Origin of the sequence: Halomicrococcus gelatinilyticus (assembly GCA_024227995.1) — an archaeon.
In the GTDB taxonomy this organism is placed as follows: Archaea; Halobacteriota; Halobacteria; order Halobacteriales; family Haladaptataceae; genus Halomicrococcus; species Halomicrococcus gelatinilyticus.
This window is the reverse complement of record CP100465.1, coordinates 2,343,841-2,358,127: the sequence shown is the minus strand read 5'-3', so window position 1 is coordinate 2,358,127 and position 14,287 is coordinate 2,343,841. Positions and strand designations below refer to the sequence as shown.

The window sequence follows — 14,287 nt, the reverse complement described above, 5'->3', positions numbered from 1 at the left end:
GAAGCCTTTCTTAACTGTCCGGCGCGTACGCCGATTCATGACAGGCGTTCGGATAGCAGGCGTCGGGCTCACGCACTTCGGGGAACATCCCGAGCGGACGGGTCGGGACCTCTTCGCGGAGGCCACCGCGGCGGCGTTCGACGACGCCGGCGTGGACCGCGACGACGTCGAGGAGCTGTACTACGGGAACTTCATGGGCGAACTCGCCGAGCACCAGGGCCACCAGGGGCCGCTGATGGCGGAGGCGGCCGGCGTCCGCGCGCCGGCGACCCGCTACGAGAGCGCGTGCGCGTCCAGCGGGACGGCGGTGCGCCAGGCCGTGAAGGACCTGCGCAACGGCGAGGCCGACGTCGTGCTGGTCGGCGGCGCCGAACGCATGAACAACCTCGGCACCGCCAGGACGACGGAGGCGCTGGCCATCGCCGCCGACGACCTCTTCGAGGTGCGGGCCGGGATGACGTTCCCCGGCGCGTACGCGCTGATGGCGCGGGCGTACTTCGACGAGTACGGCGGGTCGGAGGAGGACCTCGCACACGTCGCGGTGAAGAACCACGAGAACGCGCTGCCGAACGAGTTCGCGCAGTTCCAGCGCGAGATCACCGTCGAGGAGGCGCTCGACGCGCCGACGGTCGCCAGTCCACTCGGCCTCTACGACGCGTGCCCCATCACGGACGGCGCGAGCGCGGCCGTCCTCGTCAGCGAGGAGTACGCCGCAGAGCACGACGTCGACGCTCCGGTCACCGTCACCGGCACCGGCCAGGGCGGCGACCGGATGGCGCTCCAGGGTCGCGGCCACCTCGCGCGGACGCCCGCGGCCGAGCGCGCCGCCGAGGAGGCGTACGCCGACGCCGGCGTCGACGCGACGGACGTCGACGTCGCCGAGGTCCACGACTGCTTCACCATCGCCGAGGTGCTCGCGCTGGAGGCGCTGGACTTCTACGCACCCGGCGAGGCCGTCGGCGCAGCGCGCCGCGGGGAGACGACCCGCGACGGCGACCGCCCGGTGAACCTCTCCGGCGGCCTCAAGGCGAAGGGCCACCCGGTCGGCGCGACGGGGACGTCCCAGATCGTCGAGATGACCCGTATCCTGCGGGGCGACCACCCCAACAGCGACGCCGTGCCGGACGCCGACCTCGGCGTGACGCACAACGCCGGCGGCACCGTCGCCAGCACCACCGTCCACGTCCTGGAGGTGGAAGAATGACCGACGCAGACTACCACGACGAGGGCTACGACGACTGGCTGGACGCCGTCGAGGACGGCGACGGCTTCTACCTGGAGTGCGAGAACGGCCACGGGTCGCTGCCGCCGCGCCGGGTCTGCCCCGACTGCGGCGCGACCGACCTGGCGGAGGCCCCGCTGCCCGACGCCGGCGAGGTGGCGACGTTCACCGAGATCGCCGTCGCCCCGCCGTCGTTCGAGGACGAGACGCCCTACGTCACGGCGGTCGTCGACTTCGGCCCGGTCCGCCTGACGGGCCAGGTCCGGGACGCCGACGGCGCGGAACTCGTCGGCGACGACGTGGCCGTCGGGATGACCGTCGCGCCCGCGGTCGGCGAGACCCAGACGACCGGCGAGCGCGTCCTCGTCTTCGAGCCGCGCTGAGCCCCGACCTCGTTTTCCGAGCCCGCCGATTTTGCTTCTTTCTCGAAAGGAGTACCGGCCGTTCAGCCGTCCGGTTCTGCCTCTATACGTCTTCGTATCCCCTGCGGACCTCCCCCCGGACGACGAGCATGCCCCAGAGGATGACGGCGGCGACGACCAGCGCGTTCTCCGGGTCCAGGTAGAACCCGAGCGTCGCGGCGACGAGACAGAGGCCGAACAGGGGCCAGTCGGCGGCGCTCACAACCTCGGCCATAGCGTTAGATACCCTACAGGACCGTGTGAAACTATCGTCCGTTCGCGAGAACGTCCGTGGTTCCCTATCCGGGCTCCTCCATCGGCGCGAGTTCGTCGAACAGCACGTCGAGGAACGGACCGGGGTGCTCGGCGTGGGGAAGCAGTCGCGTCTCGTCGAACACGACGAGACGGGTGTCCCCGCGGTCGGCCAGTTCCTCGCCCTCCGAGAGCGGCGTCACCGCCGCCTCCCGCCCCCAGACCAGCGTCACCGGCACGTCGAGCGCGGCGAGCTCCGCGCCGAGGTCCGCGTCGGGGTCGAGGTAGCCCGCGACGAAGGAGGCGGGCGCGAACCGCGCGCCCGGCTGGTGGGCGGCCTGCCACTGGTGGTCGACGTCGCGCTCGGTGTACGACACCTCGCTGTAGTAGCCGTCGCGGTCGTTGAACCGCCGGATGGAGCGCTTGCTCGCCAGCGCGTTGAACAGCCCGGTGCCGACGAGCGGCGACCGGAGGAGCGTGCGCAGCCAGGGCCGCTGCTTCGTGGTGTCGGCGGTGGGACAGATGAGTTCCAGGCGGGCGAACGCGCCCGTCTCGCGCTGGGCGAGCACCGCGTACGCGCCCGACAGCGACGAGGCGACGCAGATGGCGTCGTCGACGAAGTCGTCGGCGAACGCGGTGACGAAGTCGACGTACAGCGGCGCCGTGTAGTTCACGGGCGGGCGCGCCGAGCGTCCGAACCCCGGCAGGTCAGGCGCGACGACGTGGTAGGTCTTCGATAGCTGGTCGAACACCTGGTCGAACTCCTTGTTCGACGCGGCGGCGTGGACCCCGTGGAGCAGGAGGACGTCCTGGTCGGCGGGGTCGCCGGCCTCCGTGTACGCCACGTCGAACCCGCGCCAGCGATAGGTGCCCTGGTGGCCCTCCAGCGGCGGGTCGAGCGGGTCGGCACGCCGGGCGAGCGTCCTGTTCGCGACCGCCGTCGCGCCGAGTCCACCGGCGACGGCAGTGGCGAGTCTCCGGAGCTTCATGTACGAACAACCAACGTCGCCGGGTTTAGCCGTTGTGCCAGTCCGTAGCGGTCGCCGGGAGAAACGAGCGGTATCGCGGCGTCGTCAGGCCTCGTCGATGCAGTCCTCGACGGGGGCGAGGACGTCAGCCGCGACCGCGTACGGGTCGGTCTCACGGGCCAGCACGGCGTCGACGAACGCCGCCATCCCGCCCTGGTCGTCGAGTTCCGCCTCGACGAGGTCGCCGAGGTCCTCGCGCAGCAGCGTGCGTATCTCCTCGGCGTAGCGCGTGCGGGCCTTCGCCTCCTTCATCCCCGTGGATTCGAGGACGTCGCGATGCTCGGCGAGGACGTCGAGGAACTCGTCGACGCCGTCGCCGTCCTTGGCGACGGTCTCGACGACCTGGGGCTTCCAGTCGTAGTCCTCGACGCCGTCGACCTCGCCCGGGAACTCCAGGTTCGCGCCGTAGCCGTCGCGCAGTTCGATCATCTCGGTGAGCTCCTGGACCGTCCGGTCGGCGCCCTTCAGGTCGGCCTTGTTGACGACGAACACGTCGCCGATCTCCAGGATGCCGGCCTTCAGCATCTGGACGTTGTCGCCGCTCTCCGGCGGGACCAGCACGGCGACGGTGTCGGCGGTCTTCACCACGTCGATCTCGTTCTGGCCCGCGCCGACGGTCTCGATGATGATCTTGTCCTTGCCGAAGGCGTCGAGCGCCTTCACGGCGTCCGTCGTCGCCGTCGAGAGGCCGCCCAGGCTCCCGCGGGCGCTCATCGAGCGGAAGAACACGTCCATGTCGCCGACGTTGCTCGCCATCCGGATGCGGTCGCCGAGGACGGCGCCACCGGTGAACGGCGAGGAGGGGTCGACGGCGATGACGCCGACCGTCAGCCCCCGCTCGCGGTAGCGGTTGGCCACCTTGTCGACGAGCGTCGACTTGCCCGCGCCGGGACTGCCGGTGACGCCGACGACGTCGGCGGTGCCGGTGTGCGCGTGCAGTTCGGAGACGAGGTCGCGGTAGCCCGGCTCGCGGTTCTCGATCTTGGTGATGACCCGCGCGAGCGCCCGGTGTTTGCCGTCCAGTAGCTCGTCGACGAGGTCGCCCTGCTCGGCGTTCATCGCTCGGGCGCGTTCTCGCGGACGAACTCGATGGTCTGCTCCATCGGCGTCCCGGGACCGAACACCTCGGCGACGCCCGCCTCCTTGAGTTCCTCCTTGTCGTCGTCGGGGACGACGCCGCCGACCAGCAGGAGCGTGTCGTCGAACGCGTCGTACTCCTTCAGCCCCTCGATGACTTTGGGGACGAGCGTGTTGTGCGCGCCGGAGAGGATGGAGATGCCGAGGACGTTCACGTCCTCCTGGACCGCCGCCTGCACGATCTCGTCGGGCGCGTTGTGGAGGCCGGAGTAGATGACCTCGAACCCGGCGTCCCGGAACGCCCGCGCGATGACGTGGGCGCCCCGGTCGTGACCGTCCAGACCGACCTTGGCGACGAGACAGCGGATCGACTGCGGTTCCTGATCTGCGCTCATACCACCCACTTCCGGGTGTTCGGCTTTCACTTTAACGGAAATCCGTGTGAAATGCTGTTTGCTGTAAGGCAACTATGTTTGTAGAAGTGGCGCGGACGGTGCGGTCGGCTCGACGCGCGTCCAATCGTGAGAGGGGCCCGGGCGGCGGAGAAAGAGGGTCGCGGGCCGGCAGGAACGACGGTCGCGGGTCGGTGACCGTCCGGTCCTCAGATGCCCTTGCTCATCAGGTGGCTGCGGAGGATGTCGTCGTCCTTGTTGCCCGCGCCGGTGTTCAGCAGGACGACCGTGTCGTCCTCGTCGAACGCGCCTTGCCGGGAGAGTTCCCAGGCACCGCTGGCGGTCGCGGCGCAGGTCGCGCCCATCTCGACGCCGGCCTGCTGGGCGACCGCCACCGCCGCGTCGAGGATGTCCTCGTCGCTGGTCGCCACCGCGCCGCCGCCGCTCTCGCGGAGCGCGTCGAGGACGAGCGGGCTAGCGCCGGGGTCTGGGATCTCGATGCCGCCGCAGATAGTGTCCGGGGTCTCCCACGGTTCGTGGGCGTCGCGACCCGCCTCGAACGCCTCGACGATGGGCGCACAGCCCTCGGCCTGGGCGGCGTACATCGCGGGGCCGTCGTCGACCAGTCCGAGTTCCTGGAGTTCCGTCGCGGCCTTGTGCATCCCGACGAGGCCGACGCCGCCGCCGGTCGGGTAGACCACGGCGTCCGGAACCGCCCAGTCGTTCTGCTCGACCAGTTCGTACAGCATCGTCTTCTTCCCTTCGTGGCGGTACGGCGTCTCGAACGTCCTGACCGAGTACCAGTCCTCGTCGGCCATCGCGTCCTCGTAGGCCGCGGCGGCGTCGCCGATGCGCCCCTCCACGACGGTCATGTCGCCGCCGTGGACGTTCACCATCGCCTTGTTCGTGAACCCGGCGCGCGTCGGGAGGAAGACGTGGGAGTCGAGGCCGGCCCGGGCGGCGTACGCGGCCGCGGCCTGGCCCGCGTTGCCGGCCGAGTTCAGCGCCACGTCGGTCGCGCCGTGCTGGACCGCCGCCGTCACCGCTGCGGACTGGCCGCGGTCCTTGAACGTCCCCGTCGGGTTGCGACCCTCGTCCTTGATGAGCACGCGCCCGACGCCCATCTCCTCGGCGAGCGAGGGACAGTCGACGAGCGCGGTCGCGCCCTCGGCCATCGAGACCGCCGATTCGCGCGTGAACGGCAGCAGTTCCTCGTAGCGCCACATCGTGTCGAACCGCCGGGCCGCCAGGTCCTCACGCGAGAGTTCGATATCGTCGTAGTCGTAGTCGGGGTCGAGGATTCCCCCGCAGTCCGGGCACCGGTGCGTCGCCGTCTCCGCGTCGAACGTCTCGCCGCAGTCGACGCAGGTGAGGCCGATGAACGCGTCCGTCGTCTCCATGTCCGACCGTTCCGCGGGCGGGAACAAATCCCTGTCCATCCCCGTCTCGGAACGACGACAGGTTGGACCCCCGCCAGCGTTCCCGTGGCGACGCCCCGGCGGGGAAAGTAGCTTCGTTGGGCGAAAGTTGCTTTTCCCCGGACGTCGATTCGGGTTCCATGGGGGGTACCACACGGCGCGGCTTCCTCCGCGCGATGACCGGGGGAGCAGCAGCGTCGGCCGCCGCCGGTGAAGCAGTCGCACAGGAACAGCAGACCATCGACATGACCGACGCTCTCGTGTACGAACCGGCGGAGGCGACGGTCGCCCCGGGAACGACCGTCGTCTGGGAGAACGTCGGCACCGTCGGTCACTCGGTGACCGCCTACGAGGACGAGATCCCGGAGGAGGCGGAGTTCTTCGCCAGCGGCGGCCCGTTCGACGGCGAGGACGCCGCCCGGCAGGCGTATCCGGACCAGGGCGACATCGGCGGCGGTGAGACGTACGAGTACACGTTCGAGACAGAAGGGGAGTTCGGGTACTTCTGCATCCCGCACGAGTCGGCCGGGATGGTCGGCACCATAACGGTCGGCGCGGGCGGCGGCGAAGGGGACGGTGCAGCAGTGCCGTCCATCCCCAACAGCGCCAAGACCATCGGCGTCGCCACCGTCTCGGCGATGGCGTCAGTCCTCCTGCTCGTGTACTTCTTCCTGAAGTACGGGGGTGACTACGGACTCGACTGACGGCCGGTTCTGTGGCTGGCGCACAATAGTGAAATCCTTCCAACCGTTTCAAAGACACACGGCAATTTTTATATTCCTCTGCCCGGTTTGGACGGAGTAGGCAACTGCGGCACGCGACATCCAACGCACAACGAGGATTATCATGAACGGAAACGTCAACGACGAGAACGCGGTAACGCTGAAGAACACCGAGCGAGCGACGCAGTACACGACCTACGCCGACGACGAACCGCTCAGCACGGCGGTCGTGGTGGCGATCGCGGACGCGGCCGGGGTCGACCCTGCCGACATCGGGACGCCTTTGTACGACATCATGGACCCCGACGCGCTCGACAACCTGTTCAGCGACAAGATAGACGGGTCGCCGCGGATCGGGGGCCAGGTCGTCTTCACCGTGCTCGACTACGAGGTGACGGTCTACAGCTACGGTCAGATCGTCGTCCGCGACCTGAACTGACCGGCGCGCGACGGACGAACGCGACGAGCGTGCGTATCGGCGGACGAAGTCCACCCGGGACGTATCGAGAAGGGTCGTCGGCTCAGTACTTCGGTTCTGCACCGGTCGTCTCGTAGACGCGGTCGAGCAGCGAGTCGCGCGTCTCCTGCCACGCGGGGAGTCCGCGCGGGTCGGCCGGGTAACGCTCGTAGTGGTCGATGATCTCGTCGGCGAGGTTCTTGGTGCGGTAGAGGTCGGTGACCAGGTCGAAGTGGCCGATGGACCTGATCGCCGTCCGGAGCTTCAGCTTCCAGCCGATGCTGGCGCTGCCGGAGTACAGCGCCTCCGAGAGCTTCTGGGTGGGCAGCGCGCCGAGCAGCCCCATCAGGTCGTCGACGTCGACCGCGGTCGTGAAGATGTTGTACACGTCCAGGCCGGCGTAGCGCGCGCCGAAGTGGTCCATGACGCGCTCGTTGTACTCCCAGAGTGCGGCCTCGCTCACGTCACCGGACTCGACGGCCTCCATCGCCTGTTCGGCGGCGTACTTGCCGGCGTAGGCTGCGCCCGCGATGCCGCCGCCCGTGGTCGGGTTGACGTGGCCGGCGGCGTCGCCGACCGCCATGAAGCCGGGCGCCACGGCCGAATCGTAGGGACGCCGGGTCGGCAGCGCCGCGCCGAGTTTGTCCTCGACGGTCGCACCCTCGAACTCGGGCCGGTTCTGGAGGTCCTCCTTGAGGTCGTCGACGAGGTGCATCGGCTCCTCGGTCATCTGGAAGCCCAGGCCGGCGTTGATCTCCGTCTCCGTGCGGGGGAAGTACCAGAGGTAGCCCGCCGCGCGGTCGGTCGGCTTGAACACGAGCGCGTCGTCCCACTCGACGGGTTCGTCGACGTGGACGATCTCGCGGTACGCCGAGCAGAACTGCGAGTAGTTGACGTTCGTGTCGAAGGTCGCGTCCGCGAGGTCGGCCTTGTCCTGGAGGATGGAGAGCGACCCGGCGGCGTCGACGAGAACGGTGGAGTCGAACTCGACGGCGTCGCCGTCGCACGTGGCGCGGACGCCGGTGACCGTACCGGTCTCGTCCTGTTTCACGTCCTGAACGACGGTGTCGTAGTGGAAGTCGGCACCCGCCTTCGTCGCGCCCTCGATGACCTTGCGGCCGTACTCCCAGCGGTCGATGACCGCGAGTTCGCCGGGGACGGGGATCTCCAGGACCGTGTCCTCCTGGGGAATCTCGAAGCGGCCGTGGTCGACGTCGGTGTTGGTGAACGCCGACTCGATCTGGGACTTCGGGATGGCCTCGGGAAACTCGTCCGCGCCCTTCAGCGCGTCGCCGCAGGCGATGTGTCCCGCTTCCTCCTCGGTCTTGCGCTCGACGACCGCCACGTCGTAGCTCTCCCGGGCGGCGGTCGCGGCGGCGTAACAGCCCGACGTCCCCGCGCCGACGACGACGACGTCGTACTCGTGTGTAGTCATACCTTCCGCTACGTGACGGGAACGAGAAAACTCTTTATCCACGGTTTTGTCCTCTCACGAAGGTCGAAGCGGTGGATAAAACGTTTAGTACGGGTCGTTCGTATCGCGCCGTATGACCGAGTACACCGTCGAGTTCGTCGGGACGGGCGAGACCGTCGAGGTCTCCGACAAGGAGACCATCCTCTCCCGCTGCATCGAGGAGGGCATCGCCCAGGAGTACTCCTGCCGCGTGGGCATGTGTCTCGCCTGTTCGGCGAAGATAATCGAGGGGGACGTGACCCAGCCCGCGGCCCGCGGCCTCACCGACGCGGAGGCCGAAGAGTACGCCCTCACCTGCATGGCCCGCCCGCAGAGCGACCTCGTGCTCGACCGGGGCAAGTACCCGCCGAGCATCGAGACCGACGTCGAGGCCATGGGCGACGGTGCGGCGGCCGACGACGACTGACTCCAACCGACGGACGGTCCGTGCTCCTTCTCTGCCGAACGTCTCGCTATCAACCCGACCGTCACACTACGGCGGTCGCTCCATCGAGAACCGGCCGTCCGTCCGAGCGTACTGGTTGCCGGCGAGGCGACCGACCGCGTCCAGTTTCGTCACGTCGAGTCGCCCATCGGTCGTAACGTCGTCGTCGACGTGGACGCGCTCGACCTCGCCGAGGACCAGCGTCGACGAGCCGACCGACAGCAAGTCGTACAGCGAGCACTCGAAGGCCACGGGGGCGTCCGCGACCCGCGGCGCGTCGACGACGGTCGCCTCGGCGCGCTCGACGTCCGCGTGGTCGAACTCGCTCTCGCCCGCCGGGAGCGTCGCGCTGGTGGCGTTCATCGCCGTCGACTGCGGTTCCGTGACGACGTTGACGACGAACGCTTCCGTCTCGCGGACGTTGCGCGGCGTGTCCTTCAGGCCGTCTGGGCCGTCGACGGGGGCGAACAGGAGCACGGGCGGCGCGACCGACGCCACCGTGAAGAAGCTGTACGGCGCGAGATTGTCCACTCCGGCGGGCGAGCGCGTGCTCACCCACGCGACCGGCCGGGGAACGACCGCGCCCGCCAGCGTCCGGTACAGCGACCCCACCTCCTCCGGGTCTATCTCCATACCCGACCGTGCCGTTCCGGCGGCGAGTAGGTTCCGGGTGCGGCGCGGGTTGCCGGAGTCCAGGCCGTCGATGCCGCTCCGGCGTGGCTGCCGCCACCGTCCCCGATAGCCACACCTAACTTGTCGGCGGCCGTCGAGGGTACAGCATGGACGTCTCCAGACGCGGGCAGTCCGGCACGGGCCTCGTCTCGACGGTGCAGTCGGTCGTCGGACTCGCGCGTGAACGCAACATCACGTTCCTCGCCGCGAGCTTCGCGTACTACGCGTTCATCTCGCTGTTCCCGCTGCTGTTGCTGGCGGTGGCGGTGGGGACCGCGGTCGGCGGCCAGGCGTTCGCCGACTCCCTCATCGAGGTGACCAAGCGGTACCTCTCCGCGGAGGGTGCGACCATCGTCGAACGGACGGTGGACAACACGCAGGGTACGGCGGGCGCGTCCGCCGTCGGGCTCGCCGTCCTGCTGTGGAGCGCCCTGAAACTGTTCCGGGGACTCGTGCTCGCGTTCGAGGAGGTGTACGAGACCTCGCCGAACCCGGGCATCGTCGAGGAGGTGAAGACGGGGACCGTGGCGCTCGTCGGCGTCGCGCTCGCCGTGGCGCTGATGGTCGGCGTCGGCGCGGTGCTGGGAGCGCCCGCACTGGCGAACGTCCCGTACCTCGACCTCGTCGGCGGACTGGCCCTCGTCGTCGGCCTCGTCGTCGCCTTCCTCCCGCTGTACTACGTGCTCCCGCCCGTGGACGTGTCCGTCCGCGAGGTGCTTCCTGGGACCGTCGTCGCGGCCGTCGGCTGGCTCGCCCTCCAGGCAGGATTCCAGGTCTACGCGGGCAGTTCCAGCAAGTTCGGTCTCTACGGCCTCCTCGGGACCGTCCTCGTCTTCCTGACGTGGCTCTACTTCGCCGGCGTGGTCATGCTCGCCGGCGCGACCGTGAACGTCGTCCTCGAAGGGCGAAGCAGCTACGTCGAGGGCGAGTGACGCCGCGACCGGCGGCCCGGCACCGTCGTGACGACCGTGGCCCGTCGCCGTCGTCCGGCGTCATCGTCCGTCGGCACCTGACGCAGGTCCACGGGGCGCCTTGCCCCCAGGTCAATCCTTTTACCCCCGTCGCGTCAAACCCTCTCGCATGCCAACGCGTGTGCCGGAATCGGAGTTCAGAGAGCGTCTCGCCGCCGTCCGCGAGCGGATCGGCGATGCCGGTGCCGACGCCGGCGTCTGGTTCGGCGCCACGAGCATCGAGTACCTCACCGGCTTCGACCACATCCAGACCGAGCGACCGGTCGTCCTCGCGGTGACCGACGACCGCGTCGAGGTGACCGTCCCCCGACTCGAAGTGGAGCGGGTCCAGCCGAACCCGCGCATCGACGACGTCCACCACTACTTCGACTACCCCGGCGGGAAGCCCATCGCCACGGCCGCCGAGATGCTGGACGGCCTCGACGCGGAGACCGTCGCCGCCGACTCCGACGGCGCGCCGGGCGTCATGGGCTACGAGGGGCCCGCGCTGTCGACGTTCGTCGACGTCGAGTCCCAGTCGTGGGTCGACCGGATGCGCTGGGCGAAGTCCGACGTCGAGGTGGAACTCGTCCGCGAGTCCGCGAAGTGGGCCAACCTCGCCCACCGCTATCTGGTCGACCACACCGAACCGGGCGCGCATCCGGCGACCACCAGCCAGCGCGCGTCGATGGAGGGCTCGCGGGCGATGCTGGACGCGCTCGGCGACGAGTACGTCCCGCGGACGCGCGGCGACGGCCCGGTCGTGGCCGGCTACATCACCGGCGAGCAGACGGCGCTCCCCCACGGCCACACCGTCAACCGCCGTATCCAGGAGGGCGACGTGCTCGTCACCGGCGCGTCAGCGAACGTCGACGGCTACCACTCGGAACTGGAACGGACGATGTTCGTCGGCGAACCGACCGACGAACAGGAGCACTACTTCGAACTGATGCTGGAGGCCCAGACCATCGCCATCGACGCGCTCGGTCCCGGCGTCTCCATCTCGTACGTCGACGAGCAGGTGTGGAGCTACTTCGAGGAGCAGGGCGTCACCGACCTCGCCCAGCACCACGTCGGCCACAACATCGGCCTCGGCGGCCACGAACCGCCGTACATCGACCGCGGCTGGGACGACCACGTCGACGCGGGCGACGCGGAGATGGAACCCGGTCACATCTACACCATCGAACCCGGTATCTACACCGACACCTACGGCTACCGCCACTCCGACACCGTCGCCGTCACCGAGGACGGCACCGAGATGCTCACCTACTTCCCGCGCGACCTGGAGTCGAACGTCATCCGGACGTAGCACTGTCAGCGAACTTTCCGGCCAGCACAGTCAAACGGCCGTCCGTCGTACGATATGCCATGCTACAGAACCGTCACGGGGAGACGGTCGACCCCGTGCCGTTCTTCGTCGTCGCCGCGCTCGGCCTCCTGCTCAGTTACGCGTTCTTCACGCCGACGCTGGCGGCGCTGGGGGTGGCGGTGCCGCAGGCGTTCGCGTTCTCGACGTGGGGGTTCGCCGGCGTCGTCGGGGGGACGTACTACTACCTCGTCTGGACGGTGACGCCCGGCGGGCACGGGGCGGCACAGCAACTGGTCGGCGTCGGCTACGGCATCGTCGCGGTGGTCGTCCTGCTCGCCGCGCTGGCGCTGCTGGCGTCGCAGTGACGGCGGTCAGTCCGCGAAGACGGCGGCGAGCAACTGCTGTTCGGCCTGCCGGAGGTGGTAGTGCAGCGTCGCGGACGTGATGTCGAGCGACTCCGCGACCTCCTCGGCGGTACTGCCGCGCGGCCAGTCGTAGTAACCGGCGAAGTACGCGGTCCGCAGCGCCGTCTCCTGGCGCTCGGTGAGGTGCTGGGTCAGCGACCGGCGGAACTCCTGGGCGGTCTGGATGGGACGGTCGACGGTGCGCTTGCCGACCAGCTCCGAGTCGGGGTAGGCGGCCTGGAACGTGTCGACGATGGCGCGCACGTCGGCGTCCTGCGGGACCTCGGCAACGATGGTCGCCTGGCCCTCGGCCGTCGTGGCGGTCTGGACCGCCGCACCAGCCTCGACCAGCCGCTTGATGGGCGAGGCCGACATCACGACCTCGATGACCGAATCGTCGTCGTCGTCGCCGATCACCCGCTGCTCCTCGACCTGGTCGCGTTCCTCGACGGCCGCCGCCACCTCGCTCGCCGGCGCGTCGTCGACGCGGACGTAGTGAAGCAGTTGCCCCTCCGACGCGGGGACCAGCCCCCGGAGGCGGCAACTGCAGTCCAGCGTATCGCAGGCGTCGACGAACACCGCCTGCGAGCCGGTCATCTCGAACTCCAGTTCGACGGCCGTGTCCGAAAGCAGCAGCTTGCGGTTCTTCGCGGCGTTGATGGCGAACCCGATGGTCTCCCCGAGGATGGCGAACGCCGACTGCGCGCGCTCGCTGAACACGCCGGTCCGCGTCGAGACCAGCGAGAGCGCGCCGTAAATCGTGTTCCCGTACGAGAGCGGGATCGAGATGCCCGACGCCACGTTCCGCTCGCGTGCCAACGTCTTCATCCGCTCCGTCAGCAGCTCCGTGTCGTCGATGTCCTGGATGACCTGTAGTTCGTCGCCGTCCATCGCGCGGGTGGCCGGATCCGTCACGACGTCGCTGCCGAGGTCGACCAGCGCGTCGAGGTAGCCGTCGACGCCGCCGGCGCGCGCCCGGGGTGAGAGCCCGTCGCGGCGTATCTCGTTCTCCGCCGTCCAGGCGACCTCGTACAGGTCGGAGTCGACCAGGCGGTCGCACACCATCTGCTCGATCTCCTCCCGCGTCGCCGCCTGGACGAGGCCGTGGAGGACGTCCTGGATGACCTGGTTGATACGGTTCAGCGTCTCCAGTTCCTCGTGTTGTCGTTCGAGACGGCGCTCGCGCCCCCTGCGGTCGGTCACGTCGCGTGCGACCCAGACCACCGCGTCCTTGCCGTCGATCTGCTGGCCGAGCGCGGTCGTCCGGGCCTCGTACCAGCGCTCGTTGCCCGCGAGGTCGACCGGGTACTCCATCGTCTCCACGCCGTCGGAGGCGAGCGTCTCGCTGATGTGGTCGAGGAAGCGGTCGGCCTTCGCCGCCGGGAACACGTCGTGGACGTTCTTGCCGATGAGGTCGCGCTGGTCCTCGACCACGAGCGGAACGGCGTTCGGCCCGACGAGCAGTTCGCGGTAGTAGCCGTCCTCGTCGATGAGAAACGCGACGTCGGGGAACGCGGTCGTGAGCGCGCGGACGCGGTCGTCGACGGTGGCCTGTCGCTCGGTCACCGCCAGGATGCGGTCCCGGAGTGCGTCGGGGCCGTCGACGGTCCGCGCCGGCAGGTAGTCGGTCACGCCGGCGGCGATGGCGTCGCTCGCCAGTTCCTCGTCGCCGTCCACCGCCAGCAGGACGAAAGGGATGCCGGGGCGGCGCTTGCGTACGGCATCGAGCACCGCGAGGCCGTCGTCGTCGGGGAGGTCGTCGTTGCAGACGACGCAGTCGACCCCTCGCCGCTCGACGCGGAGTCTGGCGTCGGCGGCGGTGTCCGCGACGAGTACATCGAGTTCGTCGTACCCGGCCAGCTCAGGTGCGTACGCCGTCTCGTGCTCGAGCAGGAGGACGACCGTCTCCTCAGTCATGGATGGAGCGAGTGTGGAAAGTCGTCCTTCGGTACCCCATTTCGTCCGACAGATGAGTCCCAGTACCAAAACGGTTTATGTTGGAACGGCGATGCGTCCGGGCGCGACGGGTACGAAGGTGGGGAGATGCCGGAGGTGGACCGCGAGCGGGCGCGGTCCGACGTC

General features: G+C 69.3%; 16 protein-coding genes. 8 read left to right on the top strand and 8 right to left on the bottom strand.

The window, feature by feature from the left end; translation table 11 throughout:
• The first annotated feature begins 37 nt into the window (after positions 1-37).
• Positions 38-1,204: a thiolase domain-containing protein gene (locus tag NKT36_RS12435; RefSeq protein WP_327051371.1), complete on the top strand. Its 1,167-nt coding sequence runs from the start codon at positions 38-40 to the stop codon at positions 1,202-1,204.
• Positions 1,201-1,605 (top strand): Zn-ribbon domain-containing OB-fold protein, encoded by a 405-nt coding sequence (locus tag NKT36_RS12430; RefSeq protein WP_327051370.1) that lies wholly within the window; start codon positions 1,201-1,203, stop codon positions 1,603-1,605. The genes NKT36_RS12435 and NKT36_RS12430 overlap by 4 nt, the downstream gene beginning before the upstream one ends.
• A gap of 82 nt (positions 1,606-1,687) precedes the next feature.
• Here NKT36_RS12430 and NKT36_RS12425 read toward each other — a convergent pair whose 3' ends face one another.
• The 5 genes from NKT36_RS12425 to NKT36_RS12405 form a co-directional block, all read right to left on the bottom strand.
• The gene (locus tag NKT36_RS12425; RefSeq protein ID WP_327051369.1) at positions 1,688-1,858 is read right to left on the bottom strand and encodes a hypothetical protein; all 171 of its coding nucleotides are present in this window, start codon (positions 1,856-1,858) and stop codon (positions 1,688-1,690) included.
• A 64-nt stretch (positions 1,859-1,922) separates the two neighbouring features.
• Entirely contained in the window at positions 1,923-2,864 is a 942-nt protein-coding gene (locus NKT36_RS12420) for an alpha/beta fold hydrolase (protein WP_327051368.1), read from the bottom strand.
• A gap of 84 nt (positions 2,865-2,948) precedes the next feature.
• Positions 2,949-3,962, bottom strand: a complete 1,014-nt coding sequence (meaB, locus tag NKT36_RS12415; RefSeq protein ID WP_327051367.1) for a methylmalonyl Co-A mutase-associated GTPase MeaB — start codon at positions 3,960-3,962, stop codon at positions 2,949-2,951.
• Positions 3,959-4,375 carry a cobalamin B12-binding domain-containing protein gene (locus NKT36_RS12410; RefSeq protein ID WP_327051366.1) on the bottom strand — a complete coding sequence of 139 codons (417 nt, stop codon included), beginning with the start codon at positions 4,373-4,375 and terminating at the stop codon, positions 3,959-3,961. Before NKT36_RS12410 ends, meaB begins: the two co-directional genes overlap by 4 nt.
• A gap of 206 nt (positions 4,376-4,581) precedes the next feature.
• Complete coding sequence (locus NKT36_RS12405; protein WP_327051365.1) at positions 4,582-5,772, bottom strand: threonine synthase; 1,191 nt, start codon at positions 5,770-5,772, stop codon at positions 4,582-4,584.
• A gap of 158 nt (positions 5,773-5,930) precedes the next feature.
• Here NKT36_RS12405 and NKT36_RS12400 point away from each other — a divergent pair, with 158 nt between their 5' ends.
• The gene (locus NKT36_RS12400; RefSeq protein WP_327051364.1) at positions 5,931-6,494 is read left to right on the top strand and encodes a plastocyanin/azurin family copper-binding protein; all 564 of its coding nucleotides are present in this window, start codon (positions 5,931-5,933) and stop codon (positions 6,492-6,494) included.
• A 142-nt stretch (positions 6,495-6,636) separates the two neighbouring features.
• Positions 6,637-6,951, top strand: coding sequence for a HalOD1 output domain-containing protein (locus NKT36_RS12395; RefSeq protein ID WP_327051363.1), 315 nt, complete (start codon positions 6,637-6,639; stop codon positions 6,949-6,951).
• Between the two features lie 82 nt (positions 6,952-7,033).
• Here the strand turns inward: NKT36_RS12395 and NKT36_RS12390 are convergent, their stop codons facing one another.
• Positions 7,034-8,404 carry a geranylgeranyl reductase family protein gene (locus tag NKT36_RS12390; RefSeq protein WP_327051362.1) on the bottom strand — a complete coding sequence of 457 codons (1,371 nt, stop codon included), beginning with the start codon at positions 8,402-8,404 and terminating at the stop codon, positions 7,034-7,036.
• Positions 8,405-8,516: 112 nt separating this feature from the next.
• On the opposite strand from NKT36_RS12390, the gene NKT36_RS12385 reads away from it, so the two are divergent.
• Positions 8,517-8,849: a 2Fe-2S iron-sulfur cluster-binding protein gene (locus NKT36_RS12385; protein WP_327051361.1), complete on the top strand. Its 333-nt coding sequence runs from the start codon at positions 8,517-8,519 to the stop codon at positions 8,847-8,849.
• 66 nt (positions 8,850-8,915) lie between these two features.
• Here NKT36_RS12385 and NKT36_RS12380 read toward each other — a convergent pair whose 3' ends face one another.
• Positions 8,916-9,500 (bottom strand): flavin reductase family protein, encoded by a 585-nt coding sequence (locus NKT36_RS12380; protein WP_327051360.1) that lies wholly within the window; start codon positions 9,498-9,500, stop codon positions 8,916-8,918.
• Positions 9,501-9,646: 146 nt separating this feature from the next.
• Between NKT36_RS12380 and NKT36_RS12375 the strand changes: the two genes are divergently transcribed.
• The 3 genes from NKT36_RS12375 (at position 9,647) to NKT36_RS12365 (ending at position 12,166) form a co-directional block, all read left to right on the top strand.
• Entirely contained in the window at positions 9,647-10,471 is an 825-nt protein-coding gene (locus NKT36_RS12375; protein ID WP_327051359.1) for a YihY/virulence factor BrkB family protein, read from the top strand.
• Between the two features lie 148 nt (positions 10,472-10,619).
• Entirely contained in the window at positions 10,620-11,801 is a 1,182-nt protein-coding gene (locus NKT36_RS12370) for a M24 family metallopeptidase (RefSeq protein ID WP_327051358.1), read from the top strand.
• Between the two features lie 59 nt (positions 11,802-11,860).
• Positions 11,861-12,166 carry a hypothetical protein gene (locus tag NKT36_RS12365; protein ID WP_327051357.1) on the top strand — a complete coding sequence of 102 codons (306 nt, stop codon included), beginning with the start codon at positions 11,861-11,863 and terminating at the stop codon, positions 12,164-12,166.
• Positions 12,167-12,172: 6 nt separating this feature from the next.
• Here the strand turns inward: NKT36_RS12365 and NKT36_RS12360 are convergent, their stop codons facing one another.
• Positions 12,173-14,122, bottom strand: coding sequence for a bacterio-opsin activator domain-containing protein (locus NKT36_RS12360; RefSeq protein ID WP_327051356.1), 1,950 nt, complete (start codon positions 14,120-14,122; stop codon positions 12,173-12,175).
• Between the last annotated feature and the right edge of the window lie 165 nt (positions 14,123-14,287).